The sequence below is a fragment of the Nocardia sp. NPDC005745 genome (assembly GCF_040630775.1).
Lineage (GTDB): Bacteria > Actinomycetota > Actinomycetes > Mycobacteriales > Mycobacteriaceae > Nocardia.
The window spans coordinates 104,187-124,853 of the sequence record NZ_JBEXYF010000004.1; the positions used below are offsets into that span (position 1 = coordinate 104,187).

Annotated in this window: 11 protein-coding genes; all 11 read left to right on the plus strand. The window is 70.7% G+C overall.

Annotation, left to right across the window (positions count from 1 at the left end; translation table 11 throughout):
• Positions 1–116: 116 nt before the first annotated feature.
• The 11 genes from ABZ420_RS06235 to ABZ420_RS06285 all read left to right on the plus strand — a co-directional run bounded on the left by ABZ420_RS06235 (position 117) and on the right by ABZ420_RS06285 (position 20,654).
• Complete coding sequence (locus ABZ420_RS06235) at positions 117–2,120, plus strand: serine/threonine-protein kinase (RefSeq protein WP_357117634.1); 2,004 nt, start codon at positions 117–119, stop codon at positions 2,118–2,120.
• A gap of 278 nt (positions 2,121–2,398) precedes the next feature.
• Positions 2,399–3,331 (plus strand): LysR substrate-binding domain-containing protein, encoded by a 933-nt coding sequence (locus ABZ420_RS06240; RefSeq protein ID WP_357117637.1) that lies wholly within the window; start codon positions 2,399–2,401, stop codon positions 3,329–3,331.
• An 88-nt stretch (positions 3,332–3,419) separates the two neighbouring features.
• A complete protein-coding gene (locus ABZ420_RS06245; protein ID WP_357117640.1) occupies positions 3,420–5,111 on the plus strand; it encodes an AMP-dependent synthetase/ligase in 1,692 nt (563 codons plus the stop codon).
• A gap of 104 nt (positions 5,112–5,215) precedes the next feature.
• Complete coding sequence (locus ABZ420_RS06250; protein ID WP_357117642.1) at positions 5,216–6,466, plus strand: NAD(P)/FAD-dependent oxidoreductase; 1,251 nt, start codon at positions 5,216–5,218, stop codon at positions 6,464–6,466.
• On the plus strand, positions 6,463–7,068 hold the full coding sequence (locus ABZ420_RS06255; RefSeq protein WP_357117645.1) for an SGNH/GDSL hydrolase family protein: 606 nt from the start codon (positions 6,463–6,465) through the stop codon (positions 7,066–7,068). The genes ABZ420_RS06250 and ABZ420_RS06255 overlap by 4 nt, the downstream gene beginning before the upstream one ends.
• 28 nt (positions 7,069–7,096) lie before the next feature.
• A complete protein-coding gene (locus tag ABZ420_RS06260) occupies positions 7,097–13,414 on the plus strand; it encodes an SDR family NAD(P)-dependent oxidoreductase (protein ID WP_357117648.1) in 6,318 nt (2,105 codons plus the stop codon).
• Positions 13,411–15,513, plus strand: coding sequence for a beta-hydroxydecanoyl-ACP dehydratase (locus tag ABZ420_RS06265; RefSeq protein WP_357117651.1), 2,103 nt, complete (start codon positions 13,411–13,413; stop codon positions 15,511–15,513). Before ABZ420_RS06260 ends, ABZ420_RS06265 begins: the two co-directional genes overlap by 4 nt.
• A complete protein-coding gene (locus ABZ420_RS06270) occupies positions 15,513–17,081 on the plus strand; it encodes a PfaD family polyunsaturated fatty acid/polyketide biosynthesis protein (RefSeq protein WP_357117654.1) in 1,569 nt (522 codons plus the stop codon). Before ABZ420_RS06265 ends, ABZ420_RS06270 begins: the two co-directional genes overlap by 1 nt.
• Positions 17,078–18,760, plus strand: coding sequence for an acetyl-CoA carboxylase, carboxyltransferase subunit beta (gene accD, locus ABZ420_RS06275; protein ID WP_357117657.1), 1,683 nt, complete (start codon positions 17,078–17,080; stop codon positions 18,758–18,760). The genes ABZ420_RS06270 and accD overlap by 4 nt, the downstream gene beginning before the upstream one ends.
• Complete coding sequence (locus ABZ420_RS06280) at positions 18,760–19,281, plus strand: biotin/lipoyl-containing protein (RefSeq protein ID WP_357117660.1); 522 nt, start codon at positions 18,760–18,762, stop codon at positions 19,279–19,281. The genes accD and ABZ420_RS06280 overlap by 1 nt, the downstream gene beginning before the upstream one ends.
• Positions 19,278–20,654, plus strand: a complete 1,377-nt coding sequence (locus ABZ420_RS06285) for an acetyl-CoA carboxylase biotin carboxylase subunit (RefSeq protein ID WP_357117663.1) — start codon at positions 19,278–19,280, stop codon at positions 20,652–20,654. The genes ABZ420_RS06280 and ABZ420_RS06285 overlap by 4 nt, the downstream gene beginning before the upstream one ends.
• Positions 20,655–20,667 lie beyond the last annotated feature (13 nt).

Consider the following 20,667-nt stretch of genomic DNA (forward strand, 5'->3'; position numbering starts at 1 on the left):
GCCGAAGGGGTCCGCGCGGCCTACAGTTGAGCGCGGGAACCCGGGTCACGGCCCCGGGGAGGCGTCCGGCTCGGATCGCGCCGGACACCCTCCGGGTCCCCGTCACGGAGGACGAGATGACGACGCGACGTCAGACGCTCGAGGTGGGTACGCGGTTCGGGCCGTATCGCCTGGATCGCCTGATCGGTCGTGGCGGCATGGGGGAGGTATTCGAGGCCTACGACACCGTCAAGGACCGCACCATCGCCCTGAAGGTACTGCCCGAGCGGCTGCACGACGACCCGGTGTTCCGGGAACGGTTCCGGCGCGAATCGCACGTCGCGGCGCGGTTGCAGGAACCGCACATCATCCCGATCCACGACTACGGCGAGATCGACGGCAGGCTCTACATCGACATGCGCCTGGTCGGCGGCGACAGCCTGCGCGCGCTGCTGACCGAGCGGGCGCCGCTGGATCCGGAGCGGGCGGTGGCGATCGTCCGGCAGGTCGCCGCGGCGCTGGACGCCGCGCACGCCGACGGCTTGGTGCACCGGGACATCAAGCCGGACAACATCCTGCTCACCCCGGATGGCTTCGCCTACCTGGTGGATTTCGGGATCGCCCAGTCGGCCACCGGGGAGAGCCTCACCAGCGACGGCTCGGCGATCGGATCGTTCCACTACATGGCGCCGGAACGGTTCCACTCCCGCGTGGTCACTCCCGCCGCCGACATCTATGCCCTGACCTGCGTGCTCTACGAGTGCCTGACCGGTTCACGGCCGTACCCGAAGGACACCGACGCGCAGATCATCTCGGCGCACCTGTTCGAACCGCCGCCGCGGCCGCACTCGTGCCGTCCGGGACTGCCCGACCGGCTGGACGAGGTGGTCGCGCGCGGGATGGCCAAGGACCCGCAGGCGAGGTACACCACGGCGGGTGAACTCGGGGCGGCCGCGCAGGCGGCGGTGGCCGAAGCCCCTACGCAGGCGACTTCCGCGGCGGGTGACGCGGTGACCGATGCAGGCCCACCACCGGACCGGTCGGGTGCGACGGCCGTGCCAACGGGGCCGGGCGGCGACAACGGCGAGCGACCGCGCCGCCGCGGCGTACTCCGCGTGCTCGCCCTGCTGTGCGTCGTCCTGCTCGCCGCCACCCTCGGCTTCTTCGGCTGGGAGGCGACCCGGCCGAACACCGGCACCGCCGTTCCCGACGCGAGCGCTCCGAACGGCCCGGACGTCGAATTGCTGTCGCTGGTTGGCCCGTCGGGCTACAAACGCGCCAACTGCGTGCACGAAGACCCCGACCCGCCCACCGCCGCCGTCGTCTTCTGCACCGCGAATCCGGCCGCCAGCGATCCCGCGGCGCGATTCCTGCGATTCCGCAACGTCGACCAACTGCGCGGCTACACCTCGGCGTTGCTGGCGGGCCTGCAAGGACGTAACTGCCCCGGCGACCCGCCGGGGACGGACGGACCGATGCTGCGCGACGGCGCGGAAGTCGGCCGCAAGTCGTGTTTCCTGAGCAAGGTGGACGATCCCACCGCGCCACGGCCCGCGCTGCTGGTCACGGACGAGCGGGCGCTGGCGGCCGCGGTGTACATCTGGGAGCCTGCCGAGCAGCAGTACCGCGACTATGTGGCCGCGCGCAACGGTTTCTCGTTCCGCACCGCCGATCTCGCCCGCGATCCGGACTACTTCACGCAGGCCGATCGCGCGGTGCTCAACCATCTGGCCGGTGATTTCGGCCCGGCCAACTGCCGCCACTCCGACCCGCCGCCCGGTCCGGTGGACGCGGTGCTGGCCTGCGGCACCAAGATCGGATTCCCGTCCGCGGAGTTCTACGGGTTCCCCGACCAGGAGTCCGCGATGTACCTGTACGAGGCGAACCGCGGGCAGTTCTCGGGACATGTGTGCGGTCGCGGCGACCCGGGAGACGACGTCTGGCGACAGAACGGCAATGTCCTGGGCCGCTATTTCTGCTATCCGAACACCGATCCCGCGCTCGGCCCGAGCTGCCTGTTCCTGATCCACCAGAAGTTCGGCATCGCCGGGCATTTCTGCGCGCTGCGCGCCGATCACCCGGACCAGGGACCGAAGAACGAAGCCGAGCTGACGGCGTGGTTCCACCGGTACTTCGGCTAGCGCCTCGGCCACCTGCGCCGGTAGCGCCGGATGATCGCCGTGTGATGTGGGCGCGAGCACCGAGTCGTTGGCGGGCAAGGATTTCGGCCCGCTTCGAGTTGCCGCCGCGCGGGGTTTCGGGAATGCTGGATGGTCACGGGCGCGGGTAGCACACCCTGTCCCCGCTGCGGGGCCAGTTCACCCATCCGCTACGGTCTCGGCGCTGTTCGTCCGGCTGTGGTTCATCCTCGGTTACCTGATGCCGCTAACGTTTCCGGTACGCGGAAGGAGCCGGCGGCATGGAGTTCCGACATCTGGTTTCATTCATCACAATCGCCGAAGAGCTGCATTTCGGCCGCGCAGCGCAGCGCTTGCATCTCACGCAGCCCAGTCTCAGTGCCCAGCTGCAGAAGCTGGAGAAATCGCTCGGCGTGCAACTGGTTGCACGCAACTCGCACGAGGTCAAACTGACCCCGGCGGGCCGGGAGTTCGAGAGTCAGGCCCGGCTCATCGTGGCGCAGATGGACCGCGCGGCGCAGGCCGCGAAGGCGACCGCCGAAGGGCGGGCGGGCACCCTCAACATCGGCTACAACCTTCCGGCCAGCAGACATGTGCTGCCGGAGGCGCTCGCCAGGATGACCGAGCAGCATCCGGACATCGTGGTGTCACTGTGGGAGAAGCGCACCGGCCCGCAGTTGGCGGCGCTCGGCGACGGGTCGCTGGACCTCGCCCTCGTGTACGGGCATCCGAGCACGACCGATTTCCGGTACCGGCGGCTGCTGCACCGGGTGCCGCTGGTCGCCGTGGTCGGGCGCAGGCACCGGTGGGCCGATCGGCCCGGCGTGCCCTTCGCCGAACTGGAGGGCCAGGATTGCGTGCTGTTCGCCCGCGAACAGTGTCCGGCCATGTACGACTCGATCTTCCGTGCGGCCGCGGATTCCAGGATCTCGCTCGCGGTGGCGCACACCGCCGACGACCCCGGTGCGACGGCGCACATGGTCTCGGTGCGCCCGCTGGTGGGGTTCGCCTCGCTGCCGCGGGCTGTGTCGATGGGCATGGGTGGGCCGGGCAGTGCTTCGGTCGCGGTAAAACTGTTCGATCCGGTGCCGACGCTCGATTTGTACGCGGTGTGGCGTGCGGACGAGTCGAATCCGGCGGTCCGCTTTTTCCTGGATTGCATTGATTCACCGGAACCGGCCCGAATCGATATTGCCCGCGCGGTATCTGCCTGACCACGTCGATAGGTGATGACATTCGCGCGGTAGGAACCGCGATGACAGCGGCGCGGTAATTCGGTGGCGCCGATCAGAATTCGACATTGTGAACACGATTTCTGTCATCGCGGTGTCGGTCGGTGAGAATGGTTTCGATCTTCCGGACACGGCGAGTTTGTACTCGGTGATTTCCGGTGCGGCCGCCGAGCATCCGGACCGGCTCTCGCTGTGCGACGCCGACGGAACGCGGCTCACCAGCGCCGAAGTGGACCGCAGGGCCCGCGCCCTGGCTTCGGCGCTGGCCGCGCGCGGCGTGGCGGCGGGTGACCGCGTTGCGGTGCTCGGCCGCACGAGCCTGGCGTGGGTGCTGCTGGATTGCGCGCTGCTGGCCCTCGGCGCGGTGGTGGTACCGGTCTACCCCACCTCGTCGCCGAGCCAGATCGAGCACATCCTCGGCGACAGTGGCAGTGCGCATTTCGCTGCCGAGAGCGCCGAGGACGCCGAGCGCCTGCGCGCGGCAGGCGCGGGCGAGGTCTGGACCTTCGAGCGAATCGCGGACTGGGCCACCGGCGCGATCGATCCGGCGCTGGCCGCGCGCGTGGCCGCCGTGCGGCCCGACGACCCGGCGATGATCGTGTACACCAGCGGCACCACCGGCGTGGCCAAGGGATGCGTGATCACCCATCGCAACATGTTCGTGTCCTCGTCCAACACGGTGCGCCGCACCGGTGACATGTTCGGCGGGACCACCGTGCTGGCCCTGCCGCTGTCGCACGTCTTCGGCCAGACCATCCTGTTCGCCTGCCTGTTCGGCGGCAGTCGCACCTACTTGCTGCCCGGCATTCCCGACCTGGTGCCGGTGTTGCCGACCGTGCGGCCGAGCTTCCTCGCGATGATCCCCTACGGCTTGGAGAAGATCCGCAAGTATTGCCGCACCCTGCTCACCGAGGCCGAGGAGCGGGAGGCGGTGGAGCGCGGTCTGGACCTGATGCGGGCGCAGGCCGCGCCGGAGCCGTCGGCGCACCCGGTGGCGGCCGCGCTCGGCGGTGAACTGCGCTATGTCATCTCCGGCGGTGCCTCGCTGGACGATTCGACGGCCGGGTTCTACGCGAGCTTCGGTGTGCTGCTGTTGAACTGCTACGGCCTCACCGAGGCCGCGACCGCCGTGACCGTGAGCGCCCCGGAGACCAACCGGCTCGGCACGGTCGGCAGGCCGATCCCGGGAACCTCGGTGGCCATCGCCGAGGAGGACGGCGAGGTGCTGGTGGGCGGCCCGCACGTGTCGCCGGGGTACTGGGGCGCGGCCGCGGACCAGTCGCCGGTGGACGCGCAGGGCTGGCTGCACACCGGTGACCTCGGAGAGATCGACGAGGACGGATTTCTGCGGATCACCGGACGCAAGAAGGAGATCCTGGTGACCTCCGGTGGCAAGAACGTGGCGCCCACGCCGCTGGAGGATCGGATCCGGTTGCACCCCTTGGTGTCCAACTGCATGGTGCTCGGCGACGGCCGCGATTTCGTCGCCGCCCTGGTGACACTGGATCAGGCGCAGGTGCGGCGCTGGCGCGCCGCCGAGCCGGGCGGCGACCTCACCGCGGCCGTTCAGTCGGCGATCGACGACGCGAATTCTCTCGTCTCCCGTGCGGAATCGATCCGGACATTCCGGATCGTGGACGGAGATTTCACCGTCGAAGACGGATTGTCGACGTCGTCACGGAAATTGCGCCGCGCCGCGATCGCCGACGTATACGCCGCCGATATCGAACTGCTGTATTCCGCTCCTCGGCCCGCACGATAGCCGCGGCCGATCGCCCGATGAATCAGGGCCCGTCGCGGTGGTCGAGCGCCCGTCGCGGCCACAGACTCGAAATCGGAATTCGACTACCGGAAAGTGATGCGAATATGTACGACGTCATCGTTGTCGGAACCCGGGTGGCGGGCTCACCGCTGGCCATGCTGCTCGCCAGGAAGGGCTATCGGGTGCTCGCCGTCGACCGCGCGAGCTTCCCCAGCGACACCCCCTCGACCCACTACATCCACCAGGCCGGGCTGGGCTTCCTGAAGTCCTGGGGCCTGCTGGACGAGGTCGTCGCCTCCGGTGTGCCGCCGATCCGGCACCTCGACTTCTCCTACACCGACATCGTCATCAAGGGCTTCGCCGATCCCGCCGCCGACGGCCTCGATGTCGTCTACTGCCCGCGCCGCACGGTGCTGGACAAGATCCTGGTGGAGGCGGCGGGGAACTCCGGCGTCGAGGTGATCCAGGGCTTCACCGTCTCCGAGCTGGTCTTCGACGGTGACCGCGTGGCAGGCATCCGCGGGGCGATCGGCGACGGCGCCGAACAGGAGTTCCGCGCGAAGCTGGTGATCGGCGCCGACGGCTCGAACTCCATGGTGGCCAGGGCGGTCGGCGCGCAGGAGTACGAGGGCTCGCCCGCGGCGTGCTTCGTCTACTACTCCTACTACGAGGGCGTCGACTGGGGCATGCAGCACCGCACCGGATTCGGCGAGCAGCAGTTCGCGTCCTGGCCGACCAACGACGATCTCGCCTTGGTCGCGGTCATGCGCAAGCGCGATCGGTTCCGCGAGTTCCGCGCCGACCCGGACGCCGGCGTGCAGGAGATCGTCGATCAGATCGACCCGGAGATCGGCGCGCGCCTGCGCGACACGGGCAAGCGGGTGGAGCAGTTCCGCCCGATGCTGTACCCCGACAACTACCGCCGCCGGTCCTACGGTCCCGGATGGGCGCTCGTCGGCGACGCCGCCTACCACAAGGACCCGTTCACCGGCTGGGGCATCACCGACGCGTTCAAGTACGCGCAGTTGCTCGCCGACCGGGTGGATGAGGGCCTGTCCGGCGCCCGCCCGATGGACGAGGCGCTGGCCGAATACCAGCGCGAGCGCGACGTCCAGAGCGCCAGCACCTACGAACTCACTCTGAGCATTTCCGAGCTGTCGCTGACCCCGTACTACGACTCGGTGTTCCGCGCGACCTCGCTGGACGCCGATTACACCAAGCACTTCTTCGGGCTGATCGCCGGGATCTACCCGCCGGACAAGTACTTCGGCGAGGAGGAGTTGGCCGCGCTGTACGAAAAGGTGAACTTCCCCGCGGCGGCCCGGCACGTCAGCAAGGACGGAGTGATCGCATGAGCGCGCCCGTGCTGACCGCGCTGGGAGACAGCTTCGTCGAGGGTCGCGGCGACGCGGCGACCGGTGGCGGGTACCGCGGCTGGGTGCCCCGCCTCGGCGGCCAGCTCGGCCTGCGGCCCGCGGCGGTGCGCAACCTCGGCGAGCACGGCGCCACGACCGGCGTCGTAGTGGAACGTCAACTGCGAGTGGCTCTCTCGGGACGCTCCAGCCTCTTCGGTGTTGTGGTCGGGGTGAACGATCTGGTGAGCGACTTCGACGAGAACCGGTTCGACCGCAACCTCGCGGAACTCTTCGGCGCACTGCGGGCGGGCGGCGCGACGGTGTTCACGGCCAGCTACCCCGACATCCCGGCCCGGCTGCCGGTGCCGGACAAATTCCGCGCGCTGCTGCGCGAGCGGTTCGCCTTCGCCAACGCGGTCCTCGGCGACGTCGTCGCCGAGACCGGCACGTTGCTGCTGGACATCGCCGCCCAGCCCGAATGGGAGCGGCCGGAGATGTGGACCGCCGACGGTCTGCACCCCAGTTCGCTGGGCCACCACCTGTTCGCGGCGGGCGTCGCCGACCTCGTCGCGTCGCGCACCGCGACCATCGTGGCCGCCTGACCATCCACCCGGTTCGAGAGGAAGATCCGTGACCGACGACAGACGCCTGGCGCGCAACCCGATCGCCATCGTCGGGATGTCCGGGCTGCTGCCCGACGCCCGCAACCACCGAGAGTACTGGCAGAACATCGTCGACGGCGTGGACTGCACCACCGAGGTCCCCGCGTCGCGGTGGAGCCTGGACGACTACTTCGACGCGGACCCGGCGGCGCCGGACAAGACCTACTCGCGCCGGGGCGCGTTCCTGCCCGACGTCGAGTTCGATCCACTGGAATTCGGGCTGCCGCCCAATCAGCTGGAAGTGACCAGCACCATGCAGACGCTCAGCCTGGGCGTCGCCCGGGACCTGCTGCGCGACGCGGGCGCGGTGGACTCCGACTGGTACGACGCGAGCCGCACCGGCGTCGTCCTCGGCACCACCGGCCCGGTGCCGCTCATGCATCCGTTGGCCGCGCGGCTGTCCACGCCGGTGCTGAAGAAGGCGGCGCGTTCGGTCGGCCTGTCCGACGCCGATGCCGACGCCATCGCCGACCGGTTCGTCGCGGCGTTCGCGCCGTGGGAGGCCAATTCCTTCCCGGGCCTGCTGGCCAACATCACCGCGGGCCGGGTGGCCAACCGGCTCGGCCTCGGCGGCATCAACTGCACCGTCGACGCGGCCTGCGCGGCCTCGCTGGCCGCCTTGCGCACCGCCATCGCCGAACTCCAGGACGGCCGCGCGGACATGATGATCACCGGTGGTGTGGACACCGAGAACACCATCTTCATCTACATGTGCTTCAGCAAGGTCGGCGCGCTGTCGGCCGGTGGGCGGATCAGCCCCTTCTCCGCCGACGCCGACGGCACGCTGCTCGGCGAGGGCATCACCATGCTCGCGCTGCGCAGGCTGCAGGACGCCCGGCGCGACGGCAACCGGATCTACGCCGTCATCCGCGGCCTGGGTTCCTCCAGCGACGGTCGCGCCAAGAGCATCTACGCTCCGCGCGCGAGCGGCCAGCGGTTCGCGCTGGATCGGGCCTACGCCGACGCGGAGGTCTCACCCGCCGACGTGGCGCTCATCGAAGCGCATGCCACCGGCACGCCCGTCGGTGACAAGACCGAACTCACCGCGCTGAAAGAGCTGCTGACCGACGCGACTTCGGAGCGGGCCTTCGCCGCCCTCGGCAGCGTGAAGTCCCAGATCGGGCACACCAAAGGCGCCGCAGGCACCGCGAGCGTGATGAAATTGGCGCTGGCGCTGCACCAGAAGGTACTGCCCGGCACCATCAACGTGTCGTCGCCCAACGCCGAGATCGCCGCCGCCGACGCGCCGTACTACGTGAACACGCGCACGCGCCCGTGGATCCGTGACCCGCAACGCCCGGTGCGCCGGGCGGCGGCCTCGGCATTCGGTTTCGGCGGCACCAACTTCCATGTCGTGCTGGAGGAGGCTGACGCCGACCGCACCGAGTATCCGATGCTGCATCGCACCGCTCGCGCGCATCTGTGGCACGCGCCGGACGTGGCCGGGCTGATCGACGCGGTGCGCAGCGTCGCACCGGCGGACGGTGGCGAGATCCCAGAGGATCACGCGCGCATCGGGTTCGTGTCGGTCGACGAGGACAACGCCGCGCACCTGCGGTCACTCGCGGTGGACGAACTGGTCCGCCACCCCGACGCCACGGCCTGGGAACATCCCGAGGGCGTGTACTTCCGCGCCACCGCCCTGCCGGAACGCAAGGTGGGCGCGCTGTTCGCCGGGCAGGGCAGCCAGTACGTCGACATGGGACTGGACGCGGCGCTGAACAACCCGGCCGTCGGCGCGGCGTTCGACGCGGCCAACGAGGCGTTCGCGGGTGCGCCGGTCCGGTTGTCTTCGGTGGTCTTCCCGCCGCCCGCTTTCGACGACGACGTGGCGGCTGATCAGGAAACCGCCTTGCGCCGAACCGAATTCGCGCAGCCGGCGATCGGTGCGCTGTCGGCAGGACAGTTCACCGCCCTGTCGGACTACGGCTTCCGCGCCGACGCCTACCTCGGCCACAGCTTCGGTGAGCTGACCGCGCTGTGGGCATCGGGGGCGCTGGCCACCGCGGATTTCTACGCGCTTGCTCGCGCGCGCGGCGTGGCCATGACGCCCGAGCCGGGTGTCGAGGCGGGCGCCATGGTGGCGCTCGGCGCGTCCCGGCAGACCGCCGAGGAACTGCTCGACGGTGTCGAGGACGTCTGGATCTGCAATCACAACGCGCCCGACCAGGTTGTCGTCGGCGGTGGCGCCGAGGGCATCGCGGCCGTCGTCGCGCGCTGTGGCGAGCGTGACGTGGCCACCCGGGCGCTGCCGGTGTCCGGGGCGTTCCACACGCCCTACGTCGCCCACGCCACCGCGGCGTTCGCGACCGCCGTCGCCCAGGTGCACATCGGCGCGCCGGACGCACCGGTCTTCGCCGATACGCCCGATGCCCACTACGGCGGCGACGTGGCGGCCAACCGGGCCGTGCTGACCGAACAGCTCGGCAAGCCAGTCGAATTCGTAGCCGCGCTCACCGCGATGCGCGACGCGGGCTGCACCGTGTTCGTGGAGTTCGGGCCGAAGCAGGTGCTGACCTCGCTGGTGCGGCGCACGCTCGGCGACGACGAGGTCGTCATCGCGACCGATGCGGGCCCGATCGGCAACAGCGATCTCGCGCTGACCCGTGCGGCCGTGCGCTTGGCCGTGCTCGGATTCGGTCTGCACGGCATCAATCGGCACGCCGCGCCCGCGCCGGAGGCAGCGGTCTCCGCTCGCGCGATGACGGTGACGATGTCGGCGCCGGAGTACGTGCCCGAAACCCGGCGCAGCAGTTATGCCGCCGCGCTCGCCGCCGACTACCGGCTCAGCGTTCTCGCGGATGCCCCCGCTCCGGTCGACAGCGTGGTCGATCACCAGCCCGCCGAGCAGCGGGCCGTGCCCACCGCTTCCACCGCAGCAACGGAGACCACCGTGTACCCCACACCGCAGCCGGGCGACGCCGGCTCGGACGCGCTGGAGAGCGCGCTCGTACAGCACCTGGACACCCACCGTCAGTTCCTGGACGGTCAACTGGACATGGCCCGCGGCCTGGCCGGCGCACTCGGCGACGGCAGGCTCGACGCCGCCACGCTGCGCGCCATCGAGGCGGTCAAGGAGCACGGCGTCGCGATCAGCCACAGCCATGCGCGAGCCAGCGAGGTGCTCGCGCAGCTGGTCGAACTGGAAAGCGGCTTCGCGCCGGTCGCGCGGCCCTCGACCCAGGTCACCCGTCCGGCGCCCGCGCAGCGTGCGGCGATCGAGCCCGCGCCGGTACGCCGCCCGCTGGCCACCGCGATGGTCGTGGACGATCATCGGGCCGCTTCCGCGACGGAAACGATTGCCGCACAAACACCTCCGGCACCCAACGGGCACGCACCCGCCGAGGCTCCGACCCCGAACGGTCACGCACCGTCCGTGGCTCCGGCGACCGGCGGCCAGGTGACCGGCGAGACGTTGCGGCGTGCGCTGCGTGAGGTGGTCGCGGAGAAGACGGGTTACCCGGTCGAGATGGTGGATCCGTCGATGGATCTGGAGGCCGATCTCGGGGTGGACTCGATCAAGCGGGTGCAAGTGATCGGCGCGTTGCAGGAGCGCTTTCCGCAGCTGCCGAGCTTGGGCCCGGAGCAGTTGGGCACGTTGCGGACGCTGGATCAGATCGCCGAGCTGCTCGGCGGCACCGATGGCGCGCAGACCACGGCCGGGCCGTCCGCGGTGGGGAGCGAAAGCGCCGCCCCGGTGCCGGATGACCAGTTGCGGCGTGCGCTGCGTGAGGTGGTCGCGGAGAAGACGGGCTATCCGGTCGAGATGGTGGATCCGTCGATGGATCTGGAAGCCGATCTGGGCGTGGACTCGATCAAGCGGGTCCAGGTGATCGGCGCGTTGCAGGAACGATTTCCGGAGCTACCGAGTCTCGGCCCGGAACAGCTGGGCACGCTTCGAACATTGGATCAGATCGTGGCCGAACTCGCCGGGGCGGCGGGGGGTGATGTCCACCCAAAAGCTGAGGCCGCGACGGGAACGTCGCGGCACGCCGTCGAACTGGTCTCGCTGCCTGCGCTGGATCGGGCGGTAGCGCCGTACCGGGACGGGGCGCGGGCTGTGCTCGTCGACCTGTCCGGTGACCCGGACGCAGGCGCAGACGCGCTCGCCGCCGCACTGACCGGCCTCGATTGGACGGTGCACCGGGCGAATTCGGTGCACGAACTCGACGGCGAGCCCCTCGACCTCTGCCTGGTCCTGCTCGGCGGCACCGCCGACTGGGCGTCGGCGCAACGGTATCTGACCGACGGCATCCTCGTGGCCGGCCGCACCGTGCCGCTGCTACACGGCGGTCAGGAGCGAGCGGCCTTCGTGACGGTGACGCGGCTCGACGGCGGGCTCGGCTTCCTCGGCAGCGCGCAGCCGGAACACGCGCTGCTCGGCGGCATCGGCGGTGTGGTGAAAACCCTCGCCGCCGAACGGCCCGAACTGTTCTGCCGGGCGCTGGACATCGATCCCGCTTGCTCCGCGCGGCAACTGGCGGAGTTCGTGACGGCCGAACTGTTCGATCCGGCCCGCGACACCCTCGAGGTCGGCATCGACGCGACAGGGCGGCGATGGACCCCGGTGCCGAGCGGGCACGCCCCCGCGCGCACCGTCCTCCCGGTCCGGACGGGTGCGGAGCAGGACCCCACGACGCTCAGCGCCGAGGACGTCCTGCTGGTCACCGGCGGCGCGCGCGGCGTCACGGCCACCTGCGTGCTGGCCCTGGCCGCGCGCAGCGAGGCGCGTTTCGTCCTGCTCGGACGCTCCGAGCCGGCCGACGAGCCCGATTGGGCGGCCGGGGTGCCCGCCGCGGATCTGAAGGCCGCCGCGGTGCGTGCGCTGGCCGCGTCCGGCGCCAAACCGCGCGACATCGAGCGTGCCGTATCCGGCGTCCGCGCAACGCGCGAGATCCGGGAGACGCTGGCCGTCCTCGGCTCCCGCGCCGACTACCTCGCGGTAGACGCCACGGATGAGCAGGCGGTCGCCGCCGCGCTCGCACCGTGGCGTGACTCGATCACCGGCGTCGTGCACGGAGCGGGGGTGCTGGCCGATTCCACGATCACGGACAAGACCGCCGGCTCCGTCGCCCGGGTGCTCGACCCCAAGATCGCCGGACTGGCTTCGGTGCTCCGCGCGCTCGGTGAGCTGCGGCATCTGGTGCTGTTCACCTCCGTGGCCGGGTTGTTCGGCAATGCCGGTCAGGCCGACTACGCGGCGGCGAACGAAGCGCTCTCGCGATTCGCGGTGAGTTGGCGAACCCATCAGCCGAATTGCCATGTCACCGCGATCGACTGGGGTGCATGGGACGGCGGCATGGTGACCCCCGCCTTGCGGGAGCACTTCCGGACCCGCGGTGTCGAACTGCTCGATCCGCAGGTGGGCGCGGCGGCGTTCACCGAGCAGTTCACCGATGCCCGCTCCGGGGACACGGTCGTGCTCATCGGACCGGCGAAGTCGCTGTCGGACGAAAGGGCCGCGACCGGGACGGTGCGGGCCCGGCGGACGATCACCGGGATCACCGAGGACCCGATCATCGCGGCGCACCGGATCGGTGAGCACGTCGTCTTGCCCGCCACCTTCGGCCTCGGCGCGATGATCAACATCGCCGAACGCGGCTTGCCGGGCAGCACGGTGGTCGGCGTCCGGGACTTCCAGGTCCTCAAAGGGATCGTCTTCGATCACCCGCTCGACGAACTGGAACTCGAGGTGACGCCGAGCGACGAGGACGCGTCCACGGTGTACGCGACGGTGCGCGGGGAGAAGGCGGTGCATTTCCGTGCGACCCTCGAACTCGCCGGAACGGCCGATCGGCCCTCGCGCCTGCCGGTGCCGGACGGTTCGGTCGGCGAGGCGACCATCTACCGTGACGCCGTTCAATTCCACGCGCCCGCGTTGCAAGGATTGCGCCGGGTCCGCGCGGCTTCGGACGACGCGATCGTCTTCGACTGCGCACTTCCTCCCGCCACCGTGGCGGGCGGGGCCTACGCGGGGCGACTGCACGATCCGGTGCTCGCCGATTTGATCCTGCAAGGCCCACCGGTGCTCGGCCACCGGCTGCTCGGCAGCGCCTGCCTGCCCCTCGGCCTTGGGCGGGCCGACTTCTTCCGGCCCCTGCCCGCGGGCGAGTCGTTCGTGCTCACCGTGGACAACCCGCGCGCCGGTCGATTCGACGCGCGGATCGACGCCACGGCCACGACGGCGGACGGCTCGGTGCTGCAACGGTTCTCGGACGTCACCGTGGTGACGACCCCCGATCTGACAGAAAAGTTCCAGACCTCGGTGAGGCGGTGGATGGCATGACAACGCTGGAGTTCGACGGTATTCCGTTCGATCCGGTGACCGCGCTCGCGGGGGAATCCCGGGAGCGTGTCGACGGGGTGCCGGCACGCCGGACGGATCCCGGCAGTGCGGGCACGCAGACGAGTTCGCTCTCCCCGTACTCGGACGGTGCGCCGGCCGGCGGTGCGGTGGAGGATCCGGCACTGTCCGGAACACGATCCGGAGAGCCGCGCACGGACGGTGCCGCCGCACGCGCGGCCGGACCGCTCGCCGAAATCCGCTCGGGTGTCGTCGCGGCGCACCGGGCGGCGTTGAGCGCGCAACTGGTCATGCAGCGGGCGGTGTGGCAGCGAGCGCTGCGCCGGTCGGGCGGAATGCCAGAGGCTGATGCCGCGGCCGATCCTCGGTTCGGTGGTCTCGCCCGGCACGGCGTCGATCCCGAGACGACGAACGAACCCGCCGGAATCCCGGCCGGACGCACCGCGGCGGAGTCCGCGTTCAAGCCGTTGGCCCGCACCGATCGCACCCATCTGGATCGAGCGGCCCTGCTGCGTCTCACCGAAGGCGACCTGAGCGGCGTGTTCGGGCCCGCGCACCGGCGTTCCGGCATCGAAGCGGCGGCTCGGGCGGCCGGGTCGACCTCGCTCGCGCTCACCGAGGTGACCGCCATCGAGCTGTACGGCGGCTCGGGCAACGGCAGTGTCACGGCCCGGTTCGACGGCGACCCGCGTGCGGCGGCCATGCAGACCGCGGAGGTGTTCGCTCTGTACCTCGGCATGCCGCTGGTGCTGTCGGGCAGCTCCCTGGTCACCGAATGCGCGGGCACCGTCGCGGGTGTCACCTCCGGCACGATCACTCTGACGGTGACCGCTCTCGACCTGGTGCCCCGGCCGCATGTGACCGGCGCCGCGCGCGTCGCGGGAGCGGAAGGGGCGCTCGACGTCACGGTCACGGTGGTGGAGCGTCCGGGCGGCGGTGTCGGCCCCGGTGAGGTCTCGGAAGGCTCACTGCTCAACGAGTTCCATATGGCCCATCTCGCTCGCGGTGACCAGGCGATCGCCATGGGGCCGGAATTCGCCGAATACACCGGCGTGCGGGCGACCCGCCTGCCGACCGGCGGTCTGCTCCTGGTCGACCGGGTGCTCGGCTTCGACGGCAGGCGCGGGAACCTGGACAGTGCGTCCTACACCACCGAATACGACTCGCCCGCCGACTCCTGGTACTACGGCGACACCGCGAACGAGTCCATGCCGCACTTCGTCTACATGGAGACCTCGCTGCAGGCGGCGCTACTGATGGGGTACTACGCCGGCCCCACGCTCACCCAGCCCGGCGCCACCCTGAGCCTGCGCAACCTCGGCGGCACCGCCACCGTGCTGCGGCAAATGGACCTGCGCGACAAGACGATTCGCCAGTCCTCACGGCTGCTGTCCACCACCGTTCTGCCCGGCTCGTCGCTGCAGACCTTCGACTACACGCTCAGCGTGGACGGCGAACCGTTCTACACCGGCGAGACCATGTTCGGTTACTTCAGCGACGAGGCTCTGGCCAACCAGACCGGCCTCGACGCGGGCCGCCCGGCGCCGACCTGGCTGGCACAGCATCCGGACGCGCCGGTCCGCACCATCGACGTCGCCGCCCGCCGCGCCGACCCACTGGCCCCGCTCTGCGCCAGGCGCACCTTGGCGCTGATCGATCAGGTCGAGGTGGTCGACGGCGGCGGCAGGTACGAGGCGGGGTATCTGCATTCGCTGCGCGAGATCGACCCGGCGGACTGGTACTTCGCCCGGCATTTCCACCTCGACCCGGTGATCCCGGGATCACTCGGTGTGGAATCGGTGATCCACGCGATCCAGGAGTGGATGCTCGACGCCGGATTCGCGGGCACGATCGGCGATCCGGTCTTCCGCATCCCCGCCGACCGAACGTTCACCTGGCGCTACCGCGGGCAGTTCCTGCCCACCGACGGCACCGTCGAGCTCGAAGTCCACATCAAGGAGATCCATCGCGGCCCGCGCGGCGTCACCGTCGTCGCCGACGGCTCGCTGTGGAAGCCGGGGCTGCGCATCTACGAACTGATCGACCTCGCGGTGGAACTCGTCGAGCGGAAGGAACGCTGATGACGACGTCCCGGGCCGGCGTCCTCGCGGACACCGCCGACGGCATCACCGCCGTCTTGTCTAATCTGACGCGCCCGTGCTGGATCGTGCGACACGACGGGCGAGTCGGCGCGACGTCCGACGAGCGGATGGCAGCGCACGCCCATGTCCTCGCGGCGGTGGCTGCGCTACCGCCCGAGCAATTGGGTGATCGGCGGTTCGCCGCCGCCCATGGTGTGCGGGCGGCGTACGCGGCGGGCGCCATGGCGAACGGGATCTCCTCGCCCGCACTGGTTTCCGCGATGGCTCGGGCGGGATATCTCGCCTCCTACGGCGCGGCGGGCGTGCCGCCCGCCGCGGTGGACGCGGCACTGGCCGAGCTGAGCCGCACGCTGGACGGAAAGCCGTTCGCGTGCAACTTGATCCACAGCCCTTCCGAACCCGCTCTGGAGCGCGCGATCGTCGACGCCTGCCTGCGTCACCAGGTGCGCTGCGTGGAGGCGTCGGCGTTCATGGACCTCACCGGCGAGGTCGTGCGCTACCGGGCGGCGGGGCTGGCCGTCGACCGACAGGGACGCGTCGAGGTGCGCCATCGCCTGATCGCGAAGGTCTCCCGGGTGGAGGTGGCCGAGCCGTTCCTGCGCCCGGCGCCCGCGCGGTTGCTGCGCGGGCTGGTGGAATCCGGTGACCTGACGCCGGAGCAGGCCCGGCTCGCCGAACAGGTGCCCATGGCCGACGACATCACGGCCGAAGCCGACTCCGGCGGCCACACCGACCGCAGGCCGCTGCTGGTGCTGCTGCCCGAACTCATCGCGGCGCGGGATCGGCTGGCCCGAACGGTGCCCGCCGCCGCGGCGGTCCGGGTCGGCGCGGCGGGCGGCATCGGCACCCCCGCCGCCGCGGCCGCGGCCTTCGCGCTCGGAGCCGCTTACGTGGTGACCGGGTCGGTGAATCAGGCCACCCGGGAAGCGGCCCAGTGCGACACCACCAAACAGCTGCTCACCCAGGCGGATTTCGCCGACTGCACCATGGCGCCGTCCTCGGACATGTTCGAACTCGGCGTCCAGGTGCAGGTGCTGCGCAGGGGCACCATGTTCGCCGCCCGCGCGCAGCGGCTCTACGACACCTACCGCGCGTACGACGGCATCGACGCGATCCCGGCCGACCTGCGCCGCGACCTCGAGGCCACGTTGTTCCGGCGGCCACTCGACGCCGTGTGGGCGGACTGCGTCACGTACTTCACCGAGCGCGATCCAGCCCAGCTGGCGGGCGCCGACGCGGACCCGAAACGCAAGATGGCGCTGGTGTTCCGGTGGTATCTGGGGCTGTCGTCGGGGTGGAGCATTCGCGGCGAGGCCGACCGCGTCGCCGATTACCAGATCTGGTGCGGGCCCGCGATGGGCGGGTTCAACAACTGGGTGGCCGGAGGCTATCTGGCGGCGCTGCGCAACCGGCACGTCGCCGACATCGCCGACCAGATGATGGTGGGCGCCGCCTACCTCACGCGCGTCGCCCAGTTGCGTACCGCGGGCGTGCGGCTACCCGCCGATTGCGCCCGATTCGTGCCCCGACCGAGGGAGGAACGATGACCACACTGGAGAGTGGTCCGGACACCCGGACCTCCTGGACGGTCTGCCCGTCCTGCGCCGCCATGCTCTACGCCAAGCGCTACGAGCGCGCGGGCCGGGTGTGCCCGGACTGCGACGGGCACGGCATGCTGACCGCCGACCAGCGCATCGAGGCGCTGCTCGACCCGGGCTCGGCCCGGCCCATCGAGCCGTCCGCCACCGCGGTCGATCCGCTCGGCTTCAGCGATTCCCGGCCCTATCCCGAGCGCCATGCCGAGGCGAGCCGTCGCACCGGGCTACCCGACGCCATCCGGTGCGTGCGCGGCACGATCGGTGGCGCGCCGGTGGTGCTGGCGGTCATGGACTTCCGCTTCCTCGGCGGCAGTCTCGGCGGTGCGGTCGGCGAAGCGGTCACCGGCGCGGCCGAAACGGCGCTGGCGGCGCGCGTGCCGCTCGTGCTGGTCACCGCGTCCGGCGGCGCCCGCATGCAGGAGGGCATCCTCGCGCTGATGCAGATGGCCAAGACCAGCCAAGCGCTGCGGGAACTCGACGACGCGGGCGTGCTGACCATCTCGGTGATCACCGATCCCACATACGGCGGCGTGGCGGCCTCCTATGCCACGTCCACCGACATCATCATCGCCGAACCCGGCGCCCGCCTCGGCTTCGCCGGACCGCGAGTGATCCAGCAGACCATCGGCGAGACACTGCCCGCCGGCTTCCAGACCGCGGAGTTCCTGCTGGACCACGGCGTGGTGGACATGATCTGCCACCGCTCGGCATTGCGCGACCGGCTGGCTCGCCTGCTCGCGTCGGCCGCCGACAGTTCGCGCCGCATCGAGCTCGCGGACGACGTGAACCCGGTCCGCGCCGACGCGACCCAGCTCGCGCCGCGCGACGCCTGGCAGAGTGTGCGGGCGGCACGCGAGCTCGGCAGGCCGACCACGCTGGATTATCTGGCCGCGTCCTTCGACGAATTCGTCGAACTGCACGGCGACCGGCTGTCGGCCGACTGCCCGGCCATGATCACCGCGCTGGCCCGTCTCGACGGCGCGCCCGTCATGGTGATCGGCACGCAGAAAGGCCATACAGCGGGCGAATTGGCGCAGCGCAACTACGGTATGCCGACCCCATCCGGTTACCGGAAGTCGGCCCGTGCGCTGCGGCTGGCCGCCAAGCTGGGTCTTCCGGTGATCACCCTCGTCGACACCGCGGGCGCTTACCCCGGCGTGACCGCCGAGGAGCAGGGGCAGGCCGTCGCCATCGCGGAATCGCTCAAACTGCTGGCCGGGCTGCCCGTTCCGGTGGTCACCGTGGTCACCGGCGAAGGCGGCAGCGGGGGAGCGCTCGCGCTGGCGGTGGCCGACCGGGTGATCGTGTTCGAGAACGCGGTCTACTCGGTGATCAGCCCGGAAGGGTGCGCCTCGATCCTGTGGAAGGACGCCGCCGCCGCGCCCCGCGCGGCGGCCGCACTGCGGGTGGACTCGACCTCCTTGCTCGAACTCGGCGTCGCGGACGCCGTCCTGCCCGAGCCGCCGGGCGGCGCGCACCGCGATCCCGCCGCGGCCGCCGCCGCCTTGCGCCAGGCGCTGCGCCACGCCGTCGCCGACTTGGCACGACTCCAGGTCGCGCAACTGCTCGACCGCCGCCACCACCGCTTCCGTGTTTTCGGACTGCCCACGAACGATCAGGAGAAGTGATGACCGAGTCCGTGACCACCGAGCCGGCCGGCCGGCCGTTGAATCCGGTCGACGCCGACCAGGCGCTGGCCGTGCTGTCCCGGCACGCGCTTTCCGTGCGAGCCGAGACGGCGCCGACCTCGGTGACCGTCGCCAACGGCCCGCTGGTGCTGCGGATCAGCTGGGACGGGCCCGACGGGACGAGCGGGCCGATCGCGGTCGCGCCGACCACCGCCGCCGCCGCGCCGGTCGTGCGGGTCATCGAGCGCACGCATGACGAAACCCGCTCGGATGCCGACACTTTCACGCTCACCGCGGAGACCGTCGGCGTGTTCTATCGCGCCCCCGAGCCCGGTGCCGCGCCGTTCGTCGCCGAAGGCGACCCGGTGCGGGCCGGTCAGCAGATCGGCATCGTCGAGGCGATGAAGCTGATGATCCCGGTGACCGCGACCCGCGAGGGAAGGGTGGTGGAATTCCTCGTGGAGGACGGGGAGGCGGTCGAGCACGGCGCACCGCTGCTCGTGCTCGAGGTGGTCCGATGACCGTGCGGCCGATCCGCAAGGTACTCGTCGCCAATCGCGGCGAGATCGCCGTGCGGGTCATCCGCACCTGCGCCGAACTCGGGATAGCCACTGTCGCGGTGTATTCCGCGGCCGACGCGGATTCCGCCGCCGTCCGGCTGGCCGATCAGGCGTTCCGGATCGGTCCCGGGCCCGCGAAGCGCAGCTACTCCTACATTCCCGCGATCATCGAGGCCGCCAGGGCCACCGGCGCCGACGCCATCCATCCCGGATACGGCTTCCTGTCCGAGGACCCGGACTTCGCCGAGGTGTGCGAGGCGGAGGGCTTCGTGTTCGTCGGCACACCCGCCGCGATCATGTCCGATCTCGGCGACAAGTCGACGGCGAGATCCTTGATGGCCGAAGCCGGGCTGCCGTTGCTACCGGGCAGCCGCGAGCCCCTCGACACGGTGGAGGAGGCACACGCCCTCGCGGACCACATCGGTTACCCGGTGATCATCAAAGCGGTGGCGGGCGGCGGCGGCCGTGGGATGCGGGTCGTGCGGGACACGGCCGACTTCGCCGCGGCCTGGCGGGAGACCCGCGCCAATGCCACCGCCGTGTTCGGCGACGGCCGCCTCTATCTGGAGCGCTACCTCGACTCCGCGCGGCACATCGAAGTCCAGATCCTGGCCGATCGGCACGGCAATGTGCGGCATCTCGGCGCTCGGGACTGCTCGTTGCAGCGCCGGCACCAGAAGCTCGTCGAGGAGTCGCCCGCCCCGGGGTTGCCGGAGGAACTCGTCGCCCGGATCGGCGCGGCGGCCATCCGTGGCGCCGAGGCCGTCGGCTACGTCGGGGCCGGAACCTTCGAATTCCTGCTGGACCACCAGGGACGCTTCTACTTCATGGAGGTCAACTGCCGCCTGCAAGTGGAGCACCCGGTCACCGAGATGGTCACCGGCATCGATCTCGTCGCCGAGCAACTGCGCATCGGCTCCGGGCTGCCGCTGGCGCTGCCGGAGGACGTCGCCACCCCGCGTGGGGTGGCCATCGAGTGCCGGATCAACGCAGAGGACCCGCAACGCGAATTCGCCCCCGCGCCGGGCACGCTCACCGAATGCGTGCTACCGGGCGGGGCCTTCGTCCGGATCGACACCCATGTCGGCCCCGGCTATGCCATCCCGCCGCACTACGACTCGTTACTCGCCAAGATCATCGTCTGGGCGCCGGATCGCCCCGCGGCCATCGCGAGGATGCGACGGGCACTGGCCGAGACCAGGATCCGCGGCAGGGGCGTCGCCACCACGACCGAGTTCCTGCACGACATCCTCGACCACCCCCGCTTCCGCGCCGCGGATCACGACACCGCCCTCATCGGGACCCTCACCACGGTGTCGCGCGTCGCCTCATGAAGCCGCCGCCATC

Coding starts and splice junctions, on each gene's coding strand:
- ABZ420_RS06235 (WP_357117634.1), top strand. CDS start 117: ATGACGACGCGACGTCAGACGCTCGAGGTGGGTACGCGGTTCGGGCCG.
- ABZ420_RS06240 (WP_357117637.1), top strand. CDS start 2,399: ATGGAGTTCCGACATCTGGTTTCATTCATCACAATCGCCGAAGAGCTG.
- ABZ420_RS06250 (WP_357117642.1), top strand. CDS start 5,216: ATGTACGACGTCATCGTTGTCGGAACCCGGGTGGCGGGCTCACCGCTG.
- ABZ420_RS06255 (WP_357117645.1), top strand. CDS start 6,463: ATGAGCGCGCCCGTGCTGACCGCGCTGGGAGACAGCTTCGTCGAGGGT.
- ABZ420_RS06265 (WP_357117651.1), top strand. CDS start 13,411: ATGACAACGCTGGAGTTCGACGGTATTCCGTTCGATCCGGTGACCGCG.
- ABZ420_RS06270 (WP_357117654.1), top strand. CDS start 15,513: ATGACGACGTCCCGGGCCGGCGTCCTCGCGGACACCGCCGACGGCATC.
- accD (WP_357117657.1), top strand. CDS start 17,078: ATGACCACACTGGAGAGTGGTCCGGACACCCGGACCTCCTGGACGGTC.
- ABZ420_RS06280 (WP_357117660.1), top strand. CDS start 18,760: ATGACCGAGTCCGTGACCACCGAGCCGGCCGGCCGGCCGTTGAATCCG.
- ABZ420_RS06285 (WP_357117663.1), top strand. CDS start 19,278: ATGACCGTGCGGCCGATCCGCAAGGTACTCGTCGCCAATCGCGGCGAG.